The 15,580-nt window shown below is 70.8% G+C and carries 17 protein-coding genes and 1 pseudogene; 3 read left to right on the top strand and 15 right to left on the bottom strand.

The window, feature by feature from the left end:
• Positions 1-851: 851 nt before the first annotated feature.
• From JOL79_RS24550 to JOL79_RS24520, 7 genes are all read right to left on the bottom strand, one after another.
• Complete coding sequence (locus JOL79_RS24550; RefSeq protein ID WP_230985391.1) at positions 852-1,085, bottom strand: maleylpyruvate isomerase N-terminal domain-containing protein; 234 nt, start codon at positions 1,083-1,085, stop codon at positions 852-854.
• Between the two features lie 99 nt (positions 1,086-1,184).
• Positions 1,185-1,859, bottom strand: coding sequence for a response regulator (locus JOL79_RS24545; protein WP_210158238.1), 675 nt, complete (start codon positions 1,857-1,859; stop codon positions 1,185-1,187).
• Complete coding sequence (locus JOL79_RS24540; RefSeq protein WP_307848700.1) at positions 1,856-3,196, bottom strand: sensor histidine kinase; 1,341 nt, start codon at positions 3,194-3,196, stop codon at positions 1,856-1,858. The genes JOL79_RS24545 and JOL79_RS24540 overlap by 4 nt, the downstream gene beginning before the upstream one ends.
• Complete coding sequence (locus JOL79_RS24535; RefSeq protein ID WP_210158237.1) at positions 3,181-4,383, bottom strand: acyltransferase family protein; 1,203 nt, start codon at positions 4,381-4,383, stop codon at positions 3,181-3,183. Before JOL79_RS24535 ends, JOL79_RS24540 begins: the two co-directional genes overlap by 16 nt.
• Positions 4,376-5,329, bottom strand: coding sequence for an alpha/beta hydrolase (locus tag JOL79_RS24530; RefSeq protein ID WP_210158236.1), 954 nt, complete (start codon positions 5,327-5,329; stop codon positions 4,376-4,378). The genes JOL79_RS24535 and JOL79_RS24530 overlap by 8 nt, the downstream gene beginning before the upstream one ends.
• A 160-nt stretch (positions 5,330-5,489) precedes the next feature.
• Entirely contained in the window at positions 5,490-6,116 is a 627-nt protein-coding gene (locus JOL79_RS24525) for a response regulator (protein ID WP_210158350.1), read from the bottom strand.
• An 8-nt stretch (positions 6,117-6,124) separates the two neighbouring features.
• Entirely contained in the window at positions 6,125-7,315 is a 1,191-nt protein-coding gene (locus tag JOL79_RS24520; RefSeq protein ID WP_210158235.1) for a sensor histidine kinase, read from the bottom strand.
• A 295-nt stretch (positions 7,316-7,610) separates the two neighbouring features.
• Between JOL79_RS24520 and JOL79_RS34415 the strand changes: the two are divergent.
• A pseudogene (locus JOL79_RS34415) lies at positions 7,611-8,612 on the top strand (acyltransferase family protein); the annotation flags it as partial.
• A gap of 143 nt (positions 8,613-8,755) precedes the next feature.
• Here JOL79_RS34415 and JOL79_RS24515 read toward each other — a convergent pair.
• Positions 8,756-9,676, bottom strand: a complete 921-nt coding sequence (locus tag JOL79_RS24515) for an NAD(P)-dependent oxidoreductase (RefSeq protein WP_210158234.1) — start codon at positions 9,674-9,676, stop codon at positions 8,756-8,758.
• A gap of 58 nt (positions 9,677-9,734) precedes the next feature.
• On the opposite strand from JOL79_RS24515, the gene JOL79_RS24510 reads away from it, so the two are divergent.
• Entirely contained in the window at positions 9,735-10,091 is a 357-nt protein-coding gene (locus tag JOL79_RS24510) for a MerR family transcriptional regulator (protein ID WP_210158233.1), read from the top strand.
• A 26-nt stretch (positions 10,092-10,117) separates the two neighbouring features.
• Here the strand turns inward: JOL79_RS24510 and JOL79_RS24505 are convergent, their stop codons facing one another.
• Positions 10,118-11,098: a threonine ammonia-lyase gene (locus tag JOL79_RS24505; protein ID WP_210158232.1), complete on the bottom strand. Its 981-nt coding sequence runs from the start codon at positions 11,096-11,098 to the stop codon at positions 10,118-10,120.
• A 22-nt stretch (positions 11,099-11,120) separates the two neighbouring features.
• Complete coding sequence (locus JOL79_RS24500) at positions 11,121-11,525, bottom strand: nuclear transport factor 2 family protein (RefSeq protein WP_230985390.1); 405 nt, start codon at positions 11,523-11,525, stop codon at positions 11,121-11,123.
• 78 nt (positions 11,526-11,603) lie between these two features.
• Here JOL79_RS24500 and JOL79_RS24495 point away from each other — a divergent pair, with 78 nt between their 5' ends.
• Entirely contained in the window at positions 11,604-12,164 is a 561-nt protein-coding gene (locus tag JOL79_RS24495) for a TetR/AcrR family transcriptional regulator (RefSeq protein WP_210158231.1), read from the top strand.
• Positions 12,165-12,203: 39 nt separating this feature from the next.
• Here the strand turns inward: JOL79_RS24495 and JOL79_RS24490 are convergent, their stop codons facing one another.
• The 5 genes from JOL79_RS24490 to JOL79_RS24470 all read right to left on the bottom strand — a co-directional run bounded on the left by JOL79_RS24490 (position 12,204) and on the right by JOL79_RS24470 (position 15,545).
• Positions 12,204-12,452, bottom strand: coding sequence for a hypothetical protein (locus JOL79_RS24490; protein WP_210158230.1), 249 nt, complete (start codon positions 12,450-12,452; stop codon positions 12,204-12,206).
• Positions 12,453-12,797: a DUF6247 family protein gene (locus JOL79_RS24485; RefSeq protein ID WP_210158229.1), complete on the bottom strand. Its 345-nt coding sequence runs from the start codon at positions 12,795-12,797 to the stop codon at positions 12,453-12,455.
• 121 nt (positions 12,798-12,918) lie between these two features.
• Entirely contained in the window at positions 12,919-13,500 is a 582-nt protein-coding gene (locus tag JOL79_RS24480; RefSeq protein WP_230985389.1) for a LysR substrate-binding domain-containing protein, read from the bottom strand.
• 359 nt (positions 13,501-13,859) lie between these two features.
• A complete protein-coding gene (locus tag JOL79_RS24475; protein ID WP_210158228.1) occupies positions 13,860-14,864 on the bottom strand; it encodes a MerR family transcriptional regulator in 1,005 nt (334 codons plus the stop codon).
• 6 nt (positions 14,865-14,870) lie between these two features.
• Positions 14,871-15,545 (bottom strand): HEAT repeat domain-containing protein, encoded by a 675-nt coding sequence (locus JOL79_RS24470; RefSeq protein ID WP_372446808.1) that lies wholly within the window; start codon positions 15,543-15,545, stop codon positions 14,871-14,873.
• Positions 15,546-15,580 lie beyond the last annotated feature (35 nt).

The raw sequence follows: 15,580 nt of genomic DNA, 5'->3' as shown, positions 1-15,580 counted from the left end.
GGCGAAACAAAGAGGAATTGTCGCTGAGGCAAACGGGCTCGCCGTCTCGCTTCCGCGTCGACGCTAACTCAGGCCACCCGCCGGGGAACAGGATATTCTCAGCAGCTGAGACGGACACACCATCAGCTTTAACTCAGAATATGACAATCCTCACGTCGGGGACGTACTTACCGTCCCCCTTTGGGGAGAAGTGGTGGCGAGAACCGGCGCGACCCCCGAATTCCAGTCGCCCACTATTCAGGTCTTTGCTCACACCCAAATCCACAAACCCCTTTTTTCACAATACCTTGACTTCACGGTAAACACAGCCTGAATGTGAATCTTTCATCGCGGCCGAACCGGCCGTGTGAGCGAATCGGCCGCGCCGGGCGCGTGACCCGCCACCGCGACAGGGGCGTTGCGGTCCGGCGCACGCGCGACGGGCCCCCTCCACATCGCCTCGGCCCGGCGGCGCTCAGGCGTGGTCCCGCCCGGCGACTTGACCGAGGTCGAACGAGGAGAACGGAACGGACTCTGCGGATCGGCGGCCGGTTGAATTACCCGAGACAGGTGAATTAATAGACAGGCTCGCGCCGGCGCCCCCTGAACATTCCCCTCATGGAGAGTGACGCCCACACGCGACGCCGGAATCCCCTTCCGCGATTGGTTACGACGCCTTGGTCCGCCGTGTAACGACAATGCGCCCGAGCGTGACGACGGCGGTCATTAGCGCCGTGGCGTGGCCCGAGGCCGGAGACTTCGGTGCGGCCATTCCTCGCCCCGCGTCGCTTGGTGCGGAATCCGGCGGCCGGTTATCCGAGGAGCGGGCGGTTGCGCGGCGTCCGGCAGCTACGCGGCGGCCAGCCGGACGATCAGGGCGTCGAGCGGGTCGTCGCCGGTCGGCGGCGTTCCGGCGACGTTCCGGCGACGTTCCAATAGGTCACCGCGTCCCGGGTCGGTTCCGTTCCCGCGGGGGTCACGAGGGTGATCAAAAAGTCCTGGGCGTCGATGACCAGATGACACACCAGGTCCCGCACGAGCCAGCCGGTGCAGCCGGACGGCCGGGTGAAGTCCTCGTCGGGGACCTCGGCGACAGCCGCGCGCAAACGCCTTCCACGAACGCGAGAAGAGCTCCACCCCGGCACGGTGGTGCGGCGCCGCTAAGGCGGACAAGCGCGTCGGGGGGCACCGAGACAGGCCCGGCGCTACTGATAACCGGCCGGGCGGACCAGTCCCGTCTCGTACGCGTAGACGGCGGCCTGGGTGCGGTCGCGCACCCCCAGTTTGACGAGTATCCGGCTCACATGGGTCTTCACCGTCTGCTCGGCCACCACCAGGCGTCCGGCGATCTCCGCGTTCGACAGGCCCTGCGCGATGAGGCACAGGACCTCGGTCTCGCGTTCGGTCAGGTCGCCGACCCGCTCCTTGAGCGGCGCCCGGGGAGCGGCGCTCATCCGTGAGAACTCGGCGATGAGGCGCCTGGTGACGGCCGGGGCGAGCAGCGCGTCGCCGGCCGCAACCACCCGCACGGCGTGAGCCAGCTCGGCGGCCGACGCGTCCTTCAGCAGGAATCCGGACGCCCCCGCGCGCAGCGCCTCGTACACGTACTCGTCGAGGTCGAAGGTCGTCAGCACCAGGACCTTGACGGCGGCCCCGGCCGCTCCGCGGATGCGGCGGGTCGCCTCGATGCCGCCGAGCTCGGGCATCCGGATGTCCATCAGCACGACGTCCGGTGCGAGCTCGGCGGCCTTGGCGACGGCGTCGAGACCGTTGACGGCCTGGCCGACGACCTCGATGCCGGGCTCGGCGTTCAGCAGCACCGCGAAGCCCTGACGCACCATCATCTGGTCGTCGGCGATCAGCACCCGGATGGCCGTCACGCAGTGTTCCCCATCTTCCCGGCGTTGCCCGCCGGCGGTTCGCCGGCCGCGGCGGGCAGAGTGGCGCGCACCTCGTAGCCTCCGTCCGGTGCCGGGCCGGCGACCAGCTCGCCTCCCAGCATCACCGTGCGCTCGCGCATGCCCAGCAGTCCGTGCCCCGGCTCGGGAGACGACGGCGCGGGCCGGTCGGGCGCGGTGTTGACGACGCGGATGGTCAGCGCGTCGGGCCGATACCCGAGCAGCACGCGCACCGCCGCCCCCGGGGCGTGCCGCATCGCGTTGGACAGCGCCTCCTGAATGATGCGGAACGCGGACAGCTCGACGCCCGGCGGCAGCCGGCGCGGCTCGCCGGCGGTCTCGATCGCGAGCACGAGACCCGCGCTCCGCGCCGTCGCGGCGAGCTCGCTCAGCCGTTCCAGTGTGGGCTGGGGCGCGTGCCGTGCTTCGTCGGCCATCGCGTCCTCCGACCGCAGCACGCCCAGGACCCGCCGCAGCTCCGTCAGGGCTTCGACCGCGCTCTGGCGGATGGCCGCGAGGTTCTCCCTCAGCTCGTCCGGCGGGTCCTTGACCAGGTGGGGCGCCACCTGCGCCTGGATGGAGATCAACGACATGTGGTGGGCGACCACGTCGTGCAGTTCCCGGGCGATCCGGCCGCGTTCCTCCAGCACCGTGCGCCTGGCCCGCTCCCCGGCCGTGATCTCCTCCTGTGTGAACAGCCGCTCGCGGGCCATGCGCTCGCCACGGATCATCGAGCCGACCCCGGCCAGGGCGCCGGCCACCGCCACCGTCACGTAGAAGGGCGGCGTCAGCGCGATCCGGCCGGGACCGATGCCGGGATTGATCAACACCACGCAGGTCAGGCCGGTCAGCACGCTGATCGCCAGCGCCTGCCCCACGGCCCTGGGACGCACCCGCAGCGCCACCAGGAACAGCACCCCCGTCTGCAGCGCGATCAGATGAACGGGCCAGGGGATCGAGATGACGCCGGGCGCGGCCAGCCCCGGATCGTCCCACGACGCGGCGGGATGTTCCAGGACCATCGCCGCGACGGCCATGACGGCCGTCGACGCCCACCAGGCCGGCATCGGGCGGGACATCGCGGCGACGAGCGCTCCCGCCTGCGCCAGGGCGAGCAGCGTGATCCACGGATCGGAGCGGAGGCTTCCGATGGCGCCGGCGACCGCGAAGAACGCGAAACCCACGACCAGCACGTGCGGAAACCGGGCCAGCCAGCGGGGCCCGGCCATGGCCGGAAGCGGATCGTAGGCCCAGGTCAACAGGTCCGCGCGGAGGACACGTGGCACCGCCCTCAGCGCCTTCATCAGCTCTCGCCCCACGCGCCGTCTACCGCCTTCGACTCCTTGACCGGCGACATCCACCCTAAAGCGGGCGCGCGACGTTCCTCCCCGGCACCGTCCCGGGTCCGCGCCGTTCCCCGCTCGTACGGGCGGAACGCGGCCCAGCACACGGACATCGCCACCGCGAACGCCGGCAGCCAGGCCAGCCGGGCGAGCACCCAGCCTGAGCCGTCAGGGACGGTGTGCAGACCGGGCAGGGGCCCGCCCCACAGCAGGCCGATCGCGGCCACCACCATCATCGCGGTCTGGTGCCAGAGGAAGACCGTCATGGCCGCCAGGTTCACCAGGGCGACCACCGCCCATGCGGCAGGGCGGCGCAGCGCCCGCCGCAGCGGCCCGAGCAGCAGCAGGGCCGCCCCGCACTGGGCGAGACCGAAGGTGACGGCCGCGAGAGTGGGCGGGTCGAGATTGGAGATCGCGGCGCCGGGCACCCCGACCATGTCGGCCGGGTAGCCCGCCAGCAGGACGAGCCCGGCGGTGGCGGCGCCGCCGCCGGCCAGCAGCGCCCAACCGGTCCCGCGGTCCCGCAGGTCGCCGCGGGCCCAGGCCGTCCCCAGGCAGTACGGCACGAGCCACCCGGCGGCCAGGTTGACCCAGCCGGCCCAGGCGGGGCCGCCCAGGCCGTACCGGACGAGGTCGACGAGCGCGACGACGGCGAGCGGCACGACCGGGTGCAGCCGGGCTGCCGTCGGCGTCGCCGCGGTCAGCGCCGCGAAGACCAGCAGGAACCACAGGGGCGACAGGACGATCTTCACGAGCGCGCGCACGGTCCCGAGGTCGGTCCCGAAGGCGAGCATGGCGCCCGCCGCCACCGTCCACACCACGAGTACGGCGGCGACCGGCCGGAACAGCCGGGACATCCGGGTGGCGAGCCACCGGCCGTACGTCACGCCGCGAGCGCGTGCGGCGGCCAGGCTCTTCGCGCCCACATACCCGCCCACCAGGAAGAAGACCGCCAGCGTCTGGAGCAGCCAGGAGACCGGAGCGAGGTGCGGCATGCCGCGCAGCGGGCTGGCGACGCGCACCGTTCCGCTGTCGACGACCAGCGCGGTCACGAGCCAGTGACCGAGCACCACGCCGAGGATGGCCAGCGCGCGCAACGCGTCGGCGGCGCGGTCGCGGCCGGGCGGGGTCGCCGCGTCGATCCGCAGGATGAGGTCACGCACGAGGGTGCTCCGCGGACGGCGTCCGCCCCGAGAGGATCCCGGCGATGTTCGTCAGGGCCGTCCCCGGTCTGAGGTAGTCGCTGTGCCCGCCGTCACCCGCCGCGAAGACCCGGGCGCCGAACGAAGACGACACCGGGTCGGCGCCCAGCCCGACCGTGGCGAAGGGCAACCCGAGCCGCGTGTGCGGCACGTCGCCGACCCAGTCGCCGCCGGAGAGGCCGGCCCAGACGGTGGCCCGGGTGTGCAGCGCGCCGACGTCGTCGGCGCCGACGCCGGCGCTGCCGATCAGGACGATGTCGGCCACGTCCAGCCCGGACGCCGCCCGCCCGCAGACCACCGAGCCGTACGAGTGACACAGGAGCGAGATCCGGGCGCCGGGCCTGGCCGCGGCCAGCTCCCGCACGAAGGCGCGCAGTGCCGGGGCGGCCCGGTCGGCCCGGCCGGTGGTCAGCACGTCGGCGCTCACCGTGCTCGGCGTCTCGTACCCGAGCCAGCCGATCACCGTGGATCGGCCGCCGAGCACCTGCTGCAGCCTCATCGCGCCGCCGCGCAGGAGCCCGTACTTGTCGAGGTTGGTGTCCGAGCCCGGGACCAGCACGACGATCCGCTCGGCCTGGGCCAGGTCACCGAAGACCTCGACGGCGCGGCCGCCGTCACGGCCGTCGAAGAACAGGAAACGCCGTGCCGGGTCGGCCATGGCGCGCAGCATCGCGGCACGCCACCGGTCGCCGTGGGCGGCGGCCGTCCGCCCGGCCGCCCGGATCGCGTCGCGGGTGGCGGCGTATCGTCCGGCGAGCGCGGCGGGAGTGAACCACCGCAGCGGGGCGAGGGCGGGCGGAGCGGGCGCTCGTACGGCCTCGGGACGGGCCGCGCCCGCCACCGGACCGGCGACCGACGCGGTGACGAGCGTGGAGAGCAGGGCGCGGCGCAGACGACTCATACGCATGGGGGCGGCCACGGGAGAGGCCCTTCTGTACGGCTTCGGGGGTTGACGGCGCCGAACCTACGCGGCGGCCCCCGTGGTCGGCCTCCCGCTGGAGAGTGGACCTCCCGCGTAGCTCCGAAGTACTACGGGATGGCGGGTGACCGGAACACACGCCGGCGGCTCAGTCGACGAGGCGGCGTTCCCACGCCCACGCCGCGATCTCCACCCGGTTGCGGGCGCCCAGCTTCATGTGCACGCTGCCCAGATGCGTCTTGACGGTGCCGACCGCGATGAACAGGCGCTCGGCGATCTCCGCGTTGGTCAGGCCGCGGGCGGCCAGCTTCACCACGTCGAGCTCCCGCGGCGACAGGCCCGCGTCGTCGCGCGCGAGGACCGGGGGGCTGAGATGCTCCAGCAGCCGCACCGTGATCGAAGGGCTGATCAGGGCGTCGCCCGACACCGCCGCCCGGACCGCCTCCACCAGCAGTGCCGGCCCCGAGTCCTTCAGCAGGAACCCGCACGCGCCGGTGCTCAGCGCCGTGTGCACGTATTCGTCGAGATCGAAGGTGGTCACCACGACCACCTTGATCGGGTCGGCGACGCCTCTGCCCGCCAGCAGCCGCAGCGCCTCCAGACCGTCCATCCTGGGCATCCGGATGTCCAGCAGCGCCACATCGGGCCGGAGCCGCCGGGCCAGGTCGACGGCGGCCACGCCGTCCGCCGCCTCGCCGACCACCTGCATGTCCGGCTGGCTGTCGATGATCATGCTGAAGCCGGTCCGGACCATGGCCTGATCGTCGGCGACCATCACCCGGATCACCGCGCCGCCTCCTGATCGAGCGGCAGCTCCGCGTCGACCACCCAGCCGCCGACGGCACCGGGCCCGGCGGAGAACCGTCCGCCGAGGGCACGGACCCGCTCGGTGAGGCCCATGAGGCCGTACCGGTGCTGTCCCCGGGGCGCGGCGGCGCGCGGGGTGGCGCCGTCGTCGGTCACCCGGACGAAGAGCGACTCCGGGCCGCGGAAGATCCGCACGTCCACCGACCGGGCGCCTGCCGCGTGCCTGCGGGTGTTCGTCAACGCCTCCATCACCACCCGGTAGGCCGTGGTGGAGACCTCGACGGGGATCCCGTCCAGATCTCCGTCGACGTGCAGGTGGGCCACCGGCGCACCCGAACCGTTGAAGGCCGCAAGCAACGGGTCGAGGTGCGTCAGCCCCGCCAGCGGCGTCAACGGCGCGTCCGGCGCGGCGTCGGGGTCGCGCAGCACGCCCACCATCCGCCGCATCGAGCTCATCGTCTCCGCGCCGGCCTGCTCGATCTGTTCGAGGGCGAGGATGACCCGCTGCGGGTCCTGTTCGGCGATGAACCGCGCGCCCTGCGCCTGGACCACGATTCCCGTGACGTGGTGGGCGATGAAGTCATGCAGTTCCCGGGCGAACTCGGCGCGCTGCTCGGCCCGCATCGTGGCGAGGGCCTGCTCCCGCCCACGGTCCAGGAACCGCATGTAGGCCCCACCCGTGGTCGCGCCGGCCACGCCGAGGGCAAGGAGGAGCGCGGCTATGACGTACGTGTCGTCGACGACACCGCGCAACGGCAGCACGATGACGGCCAGCCCGAGGGCCAGAACCGCGGCGACCGACGACCTGGGCGCCCCCCGGCGCGCCACCACGTAGAGACTCGCGAGCAGGCCGCAGGTCTCGGCGAAGCCCCACACGCCCGTCGGGCCGAACCCGGCGGTCAGCGTGGCGACGGTGACGGCGATCGACGCCGCGGCGAGCAGCAGAGCCAGCGACGGCAGGCGCCGGGAGTTCTGCGGGTACGCGGGCAGCCAGACCCTCGCGGTGGCCACGGCCAGCCCCACCCGTACCAGGGACAGCACAAGGCCTTCGCGGGAGAGCTGGAGCATGCCGTAGCGGAGGTCGATGATCCCGAGCACCGCCATCACCGTGAGCCCGGCCACCTGGCCCAGGCGTGACCACAAGCGTCGGATCTGCGGCGTCGTCATCGTGACCAGCGTAGTCAGAGTGCGGAGTGCCGATATCGGCCGAAAGGCAGAGCCGGTGCCGGGTAGATACCTGCCCCTGGGCCGATGTGCCGTCCCGGGCCCGGCGGCGAAACTTCTCCCGAGCCGACAGCCGCCTTCGGGAGGCTCCCCCGGTCCGCTCAGCGGAGCCTCCCACCCCCGCGCCCCCTGGCCCTGAGAGGCCGCTGCCCCCCTGAAACAGGAAGCCCGGCCGGAAACCGAATCAGCCGCCCGGGGGCTCCGGCGCGCCCTTCCTCACGCATGACCAAGGAGAATCGTGACGACCGTTCGGATTCACGCCGGGAACGCCCGGACCGCGCCCGGCGACGCGTCCCGGCAACGGGCACAGTGGGCGGACGTCGCCAAGGGCGCATGCATCATCCTCGTGGTGTTGTGGCACGTCATCGTCAAGGACTATCTGCAGATCAGCTGGCATGTCGGCTCTCCCGTCCCCAGTGCCTGGGGAACACTGGGCGAGCAGTTCCTGCCGCTCCGGATGCCGCTGTTCTTCACCATCTCCGGGGTCTTCGCGGCGAACGCCGTAAACCGTCCGTGGCGGGTGCTGGGCAGGACCCGTATCGCCAAATTTCTGTACTTGTACGCCGTCTGGCTGCTCATCCACACCGCGATCCTGGGCGCGGTCCCGGATTTCCCCACCGCCCACGCCGGCTCCGTGCTCGGGCTGGTGGAACAGCTCACCATCACCCCGTCCAACCTGTGGTACCTGTACGCCCTCGCGCTCTATTTCGCCTGCGCCAAGGCCGTACGACGCGCGCCGCGGCCGGTGATCCTCGCGGCCGCCGCGGCCCTGTCCGTCATCACGGCCGCCGGTCTGCTCGCCACCCCGGGCGACCGCGGCGGCGTCTTCCAGAACCTGGTGTTCTTCCTCGGCGGTCTGTACTTCAAGACCTACGTCGAACGGTGGGCGGCGACCGCCACGAACCGCCGCCTGGCTCTGACCTTCGTCGTGTACGCCGCGTCGCTGACGGTCATGGCCCTGGCCGGCGCCCAGCGCTGGGTGGGGGCGTGGCCGGTGGTGTCCATCGCGGCGGTGGCCTTCGGCCTCACGGCCGCCGAGCGGGTGAGCAGGTGGCGGCCGGTGGGCGGCGCGCTCGCCGCCCTTGGACGCCGCACGCTGCCGATCTATGTCATCCACATGCCGCTGCTCGCCCTGCTGCACCGCTTTCTCGTGGGCCCGATGTCCGGGCTGGGCGGCGGGGGGCAGGCGCTCGCGGTGGTGGGTTACCCGATTCTGCTGACCGCCGTGGTGATCGGCCTGAGTCTGGCGATCCACCGCGGGCTCCTGGCGGCGCGCACGACGTGGCTGTTCGAGCTCCCCGGGTCACAGCGGCGGCCGGCCGCCGGCGGCGGGGCGAACCTGAGCGCGCCTCTCGCCGACGCACCGGCCCCCCTGAGCCGAACTTACTGTGCGGCGCGGAGGACTGTGGTGAGGCGGGCCAGGCCGTCGGCGCCGTGGCCGTCGGCGACGGCCCGGTCGATGATCGACCTCGCGGCGGCGAGCACCCCGACGTCGATGCCGTGGCCGGAGGCGCCGGCGATGACATGCCGGATTCCGGACGCCGCGGAGACGATCGTGGAACGGTCACCGGGGTAGTCGCCGGCCTCGATCTGCTCGGCGAAGCGGTCGATCATTTCGGGGAGCAGAGCGCCGACCCCCCTGGCGAAGGCGGCGAACCGCCGTGGCGTGATGCCCTCGGCCTCGGCGAGGACGAAAGCGTGCACGATTCCGCTCACCGACGTGCCGAAGATGTCGAGGAGCGCGATGTCGTACGCGGACGCTCGGCCAGGATCGTCACCCAGGTACACCGCCGTGCCGCCGAGCGCCCGCATGGTCACCTCCACCGCCGCGTGGACATCGGCGGCACCGCTGTAGAGGACGGTGGCCGAGGGGGTGCCGATCGCGGGGGTCGGGGTCAGGATGGCGCCGTCGAGGTAGTCGATGCCCCGCGACGACGTCCAGCGCGCCATCTCACGGGCCTCGGCCGGATGACCGCTGGTCAGGTTGACGAACGTGCGTCCCGCCCAATCACACGCGGCGCGTTCGAGCGTGGAACGGACGGCGTCGTAATCGATCAGGCACGTGACGATCACCTGTCCGGCGTGGACAGCGTCGCCGACGGAACCGGCGACGACGGCGGCACCACGTTCAGCGAGGTCGCCGGCCTTTCCGGGCGTGCGGTTCCATACGGTCACCGGGTGGCCGGCGTCCAGGAACGCCGACGCCAGAGCCCGGCCCATGGGTCCGAGGCCCAGCACGGTGACGGGCACCGCATCCGAGCCTTCCGCGGAGGGGAGGCGGGGGTCAGGAGTGGTCGATGTCATGCGAGGACGGTAAAGGTTCACATTGACGTGAGGGTCAAGCCTTGATGGACTCGGGTTCGTGAAGATCGGCGAACTGTCCCGGCGGACCGGCGTGAGCCGCCGTTCCCTGCGTTACTACGAGGAACAGGGTCTGCTCATGCCGGAGCGGCTCCCCAGCGGTTATCGCGAGTACGGCGAAGGTACCGTGGCGACCGTGCGCCGCATCCAGATCCTGCTCTCGGCGGGACTCGGCACCTCGGTCATCGCGGAGATCCTCCCCTGCACCATCGACGAGACCGTGGTGCTGACCGGGCAGTGCCAGGAGCTTCTCGACGGACTGGCACAGGAACGCGCCCGGATGACCGCGGCGATCGACGACATGACGGCCGCCCGCGACATCCTCGACAACCTCATCGGCCGCCCTCTGACCGCCTGACCTCCGTACCTCGGCGCGGGCGGCTGTCAGGGCGTGTGGTCGGGGGCCACACCGACCCAGCGGTGATAGGCGTCCATGTCGACGTTGCCGCCGCACACGATGGTGACCACGTGCCGGCCGGCGAAGCGGTCGCGGTCTTCGAGGATCGCCGCGACGCCGAGCGCGGCCGACGGCTCGACGACGAGACCGGCGTGGTCGAGGAGCATCCGCATACCGGCCATGATCGACGACTCCTGGACCAGGACGGCGTCGTCGGCGACCAGGAGGAGGTCGTCGAGGACGGCCGGGATGGGGCGCCGGGCGGCGACACCGTCGGCGATGGTGTCGGTCGAGCCGGTGGTGACGACGCGCCGTTGGCGCCACGAGTGGGTCATCGCCGGCGCGCCCAGCGGCTGGACGCAGATCACCTCGACTTCGGGCGCCAGCGCCTTCACCACATGCCCCACACCGGTGGCCAGCGCCCCGCCGCCGAGAGCGATCAGAACGGCGTCGAACGTGGGCACGGCGCCCACCAGTTCCAGGCCGATGGTCGCCGCGCCCTCGCAGGTCTCGATGTCCTGGCTGTCCTCGATCAGCCGGATGCCCTCGTACCGCGCGACGGCCGCCGCCCGCTCGCGAGCCAGGTCGAAGTCACCGTCCACCAGCTCCAACCTGGCGTCCAGCGCGCGGATGCGATCAAGCTTGGCCGCGGGCGCGGAGCGAGGCGCCACGACGGTGACGTCGAGCCCACGGCCACGGCCGGACCAGGCGAGGGCCTGACCGAGGTTGCCCGCGCTGGCGCACACCACCGCTCCCGCGCCGTCGCCCGCGAGCAGGCCGGCGATCAACTCGGTGCCGCGGGCCTTGAAGCTGCGGACCGGGTTCGCCGTTTCGAGCTTGATGCTCACCGCGCACCCGAGGGCCGGGTCGAGCGCATCGCAGCGATACAGCGGAGTGTCGAGGAAAACCGGGTCGATCATCCGGCGAGCCGCCCGGATCCGATCGATGTCGAGGCGGGTCTCCGGCATGGCACGGGAGTCTAGCGCGCCCTCAGGACAGGGCCTCGGCGATCATCGCCTGGTCCTGGTACTCACGCCAGTGCACGATCCGTCCGTCCCTGGCGCGCAGCACCACCACGAACGGGGCCTGAGCCTCTTTGCCGCTCCCCGGGATCGTGGCCACCATCTGATATTCGGCGACGATCACCTCCGGATCGGCGGTCTCATGGATCATCACGTCGCGGAATTCCTCGAAAACGACGGGCAGAGCCTCACGGCCCGCCCGCGTCATGGCCACGACCTGCTCGCGTCCCTTGATCCTGCGGTGCCCCACCCGACCGAACGGCCACTCCACCACGACGTCGTCGGCCAGCATCTCCTCGTCCAGCGCGGCCTCTCCGGCGAGGGCGTTGCGCTGGAAGCGGGCGAAGAGGTCTCGCGGGGTCTGCTCGGACATCAGAATCCTTCCGATAAGATGAGTGACGACTCATGTTGAAAATATGAGTCGCGACTCAGCTTGTCAATGAGTGGACGAATGACACCGAGCAGACCCATGCGCGCCGACGCCCGGCGCAACCGCGCCCGCATCCTCGCCGCCGCCGAAGAGGTGTTCGCCGAACACGGCGCCTCGGCGTCCACCGAGGAGGTCGCCGCCCGCGCGGGTGTCGCCATCGGGACGGTCTTCCGCCACTTCCCCGCCAAGCGCGACCTGCTCGCCGCGATCATGAAGGACCTGAGGCGGCGTCTCATCGACAAGGCGGAGGCCCTCATCGCCAACGGCGACCCCAAAACCGCGTTCTTCGACTACTTCACCTACCTGGTCGAGAGCTCGGCCAAGATCGGCACAGTTGTGAACCTCCTCGCCGAGGAGGGTCCGTCCATCGAGCCGGGCGAGCAGATCATGGCTCTCACCCACGCCTTCGGCACGCTGATGGACGCGGCACGAGAGGCCGGCGCCGTCCGCCCGGACGTGCGCCCCGACGAGGTCATCGCCCTCCTGACCGCCACCACCCACGGCGCCATGGCCGCCGGCTGGTCCGACGACCTACGCCGCCGGACGGTGAACCTGGTCCTCGACGGCCTCCGCCCCCACTGAGCCAGAGGCAAGTCGTTGGCGCGACTGCAGGGACACCAATCAGATCCATTGCACGCGAAGGACGTACACCTCGCGTTGGGGCTCCATGACGAGATAGGTCACCAGCCCACGCTCCCCAAACGGCATGACCCGCATGTTGCCGTCGGGTTTGCTTGGCGACTGCGGTCCACCGGCCCAGGGCTCAAGCTCGATCAGGTCCAGCGCCCCAGCCAGATACCGCAAGGCATCCTCTGGCAGAGCCGCGATCTGTTCTTGGGCGACAGGATCGGGCTCGACGATCGAGTACACCTACCGCTCGACCCCGCGCTCGGCCAGCAGTTGGCGCCACGTCTTGCCGCCCCGAGGAACCGGTTCACCGGCGTCGGCCAGTTCCTGGACGCGGACAGCCCGCTCATAGACGTCTCTGCGGCCCTGCGGATCTTTGACCGAATCACACGCGATCAGCCACCAGGTGTGGACGAACTCGCTCAGCCGACCGAGGTCCAGACTCGCGCGGACCTCAGCCAGGACGACGTCAAGACCTGCGTCGAACCCATCTCGGTCCTGCGGCACGACCAGCGCTCTACGGATGGCGCGCAGATTCTTCTCCGGAAGAGAACCTTCGGAAGTGAAGTCCTGCGGTTGCGCGCTCATGCCGCCAGTGTACGTACGGGTACCCGGCGCGGCCCAGGCAATCGCACCACTTGGGAACATGATGCCGCCTGCAGGCCGACGCGCGACTCCGTCCCGCGACCGAGCTCGCAGCGCCTTCCACTCAGTCGCCGGCCCCGCCGGCCGGATGAACCGTACGAACCTGATGACGTCGCGTGGACGGCGTCACCGCACGGGAGCCGGCATCCGCGGTGGCCCGGCGGTTGGCGTCCGTCGCGGCGCGCACGAACTCGCGGACCCGGGCGGTGGTGTTGGTCTCAAGCCACACCAGGCCCCGTTCGATCGGGGGCGCGTCGTGAATCAGCACGTAGGCGATGTCCGGCCGGGGATAGTATCGGCGGCTGTGCTCGCCCACGGGGAGCACGCCCTTGCCCATCGCGACCAGCGACAACATCTCGGAGAAGGTGTTGCCCGCCGGGCCCTTCTGCACGGGCCTGCCTGACGGCGTGTGGTCAGGCGTGCGGTCGCGCTTGAACCCTGCCGACGTGACCTGGGGATACTGGATCACAGGGTGCTCGGCGAGCACCTCAAGGGACACCGACGTCTCACGGGCGAGCGGGTGATCGGCGGCCACGGCCAGCGAGCGGCCTTCCGACAGCAGGGCCGGTCCACAGGCCATGCCGTCGAACGGGTACGACGCGATGTCGATCGAGCCGTCGAGCAGGCTCGCCCGCGAGTTGAACAACTGCGCCTACGCGATCTGCCCCACTGCGAACGGTCTCGAACGACTACCTTCATGGCTCTTCGATCGGGGAGGGCGGGATAACCGCTAGATCACTGTAAGCGACGGTATGAGGTAGCGGTCGGCCCTGGACGAAAGACGCCCGCGGTTCTCGTAGACCATGGCTGTTCTCGACGCAGCCGATCTTCAAGAAACGGCGAAACAGCCGCTTTCAAGATTCGTGATCTTGCCCGAGACCATGATCACGAGTCGGTCGCCGCGCCATCGTAGAGCCCGAGCTGCTGGGACGGAAGTTCGCGGATTTGACCAGCACGATCGTCACCGCCCTCACCGCGCGAATGAGCCGGGTGCGCTTTCTCACGTCAGCGGGCCTGGCGAAGCTTGAGAATGTAGGTCGCGGTAAGGGCGACGACACGGTCCTCGTCATGCGACAGGTCCGCGAGGGCACGTGACGTCGTGATTCCCGGGACCTCCGCAAGCGCCTGCGTCAGCCGTTGACGTCCGGACGGCTCGACGGTGCCGTGGGTGAGGCGGTCGACGAGCCTGGTAGCGATCTGATCCGCCAACGCTGGATCACTCGCCAGCGCGCTGAGCGCGTCGGCCGCATCGACGTCGTTCGCTCCCTCGACGATCATGTCGATGAGCGTCGGGACCGCCTCGGCCACGCCACGCGCTCCGAGCGCAAGCGCCGCGCACCTGCGGACCACGATGTCGGAGTTCGTGAGGGCGCCCCGCAGCAGTGCGGTCGCTTCACCGGTGGGAATCTCGGCGATGGACAGGACGGCGCGTTTCCGCACCTCGGCCGCCGGTGAGCCGAGGCCCTCCGCCAGCAGCGCCACTCCGCCGTCGCCCGAACGCGCCAGAGCCCATCGAAGGGCTCCGGCGACGTTCGGGTCCGTCTCGGTCAGCGCCGCCTCGACCAGAGCTTCCACCGGCACCGGCGAATCCTCGACCGAGGACAGGGCCGCGCGCTGACGCTTTCCAGCGCTCTCCGACCCCAGCGCCTGAAGGAGTGCCACGATGCGGAGGACGTCCTCCCAGTCGGCGGGTTCCGCGGCACCGATGCGGAGCAGTCGCGTGAGCAGCTCGGTCTCGCCCGCGATCCGTTCTCGCGTCTGGCGGATGAGGTCGCCGACGAGCTCGGAGGGCCTGAAGGCGGGATCATCCAGCGCACGCCCGACTTCACGCAGCGACAGCCCCAACGACCGCAGGCTCTCGATATGGAAGATTCGCCGGATGTCCTCGCTGGAGTACTCCCGATAGCCGCCCTCGGTACGACCCGTTGGCCGCACCAGGCCAAGCGAGTCGTAATGCCTGAGCATGCGGGCGCTGACCCCGGACCGCCGTGCCACATCACCGATCAACATTGCCTGTCATTCCTCCTGGCTGGTCGTGCCGAGAACGGCGATGCGCTTCGCCTCCTCGATCGCGAACTCGAATCCGGCATCCGGGTCGCGCGACAGCCGTTCCGTGGCGATCGCGTGCTGACGCACGCGAGGATCGGGATCCTGCGTCGCGGCGCGCAGGGCCGGCATGATCACCTCACCGAGTGCGATCAGCGCCCGGCTGAGGCTCAACTGCGTCTCTCGCTCGCCACGCCCGAGTTGTGTCGTCAACACTCCGGCCAACTCGAGTCCTTCGCCTTCGGGCAAGAGTACGACCGCCGCTCGCCAGGCGCTCCGCGCCACCTCCTCGTCGGCGTCGGTCAGCAGTGCCCGTGTGATCGCCGGCCACGCCCGCCGATCCCCGATCTTGGAGAGCGTGTGCAGGGCCTGGCTCCGGGCCTGCGCGCGCTCCGAGCGGAGTTCGCCGACGAGCTTCGGGACCGTCAGCGACGCCGGGTGGCGGGTGAGTGCCCACGTAAGCATGTCGCGTACGAAGAAGTCGGGCTCGATCCCGCACCGTTCGATGAGCTTGTCGATGAACCGCGGGTCTGGGGTCGTGCCGACCGTCAGCGCCGCCTGCAGCCGCACGGACGAGCTGCCGCTCTCCAACCCCTGGAGAGCTCGCGTCGTGTCCGTGTCTTTCTGCATGGTCACCGGGACCACCTCCTTGGCCCCACAGTGAAGACCTTGTCACTGTG

Origin of the sequence: Microbispora oryzae (assembly GCF_017896165.1) — a bacterium.
In the GTDB taxonomy this organism is placed as follows: domain Bacteria; phylum Actinomycetota; class Actinomycetes; order Streptosporangiales; family Streptosporangiaceae; genus Microbispora; species Microbispora oryzae.
The sequence above is the reverse complement of the archived record's forward strand: the minus strand, read 5'-3'. Positions and strand labels throughout refer to the sequence as shown.

Excerpts from the sequence above, each read along its gene's own strand:
- JOL79_RS24530 (WP_210158236.1), bottom strand. The coding sequence starts at position 5,329 with ATGCGTATGAGTCGTCTGCGCCGCGCCCTGCTCTCCACGCTCGTCACC.
- JOL79_RS24525 (WP_210158350.1), bottom strand. The coding sequence starts at position 6,116 with ATGGTCGCCGACGATCAGGCCATGGTCCGGACCGGCTTCAGCATGATC.
- JOL79_RS24520 (WP_210158235.1), bottom strand. The coding sequence starts at position 7,315 with ATGACGACGCCGCAGATCCGACGCTTGTGGTCACGCCTGGGCCAGGTG.
- JOL79_RS24515 (WP_210158234.1), bottom strand. The coding sequence starts at position 9,676 with ATGACATCGACCACTCCTGACCCCCGCCTCCCCTCCGCGGAAGGCTCG.
- JOL79_RS24505 (WP_210158232.1), bottom strand. The coding sequence starts at position 11,098 with ATGCCGGAGACCCGCCTCGACATCGATCGGATCCGGGCGGCTCGCCGG.
- JOL79_RS24500 (WP_230985390.1), bottom strand. The coding sequence starts at position 11,525 with ATGTCCGAGCAGACCCCGCGAGACCTCTTCGCCCGCTTCCAGCGCAAC.
- JOL79_RS24495 (WP_210158231.1), top strand. The coding sequence starts at position 11,604 with ATGACACCGAGCAGACCCATGCGCGCCGACGCCCGGCGCAACCGCGCC.
- JOL79_RS24485 (WP_210158229.1), bottom strand. The coding sequence starts at position 12,797 with ATGAGCGCGCAACCGCAGGACTTCACTTCCGAAGGTTCTCTTCCGGAG.
- JOL79_RS24475 (WP_210158228.1), bottom strand. The coding sequence starts at position 14,864 with ATGTTGATCGGTGATGTGGCACGGCGGTCCGGGGTCAGCGCCCGCATG.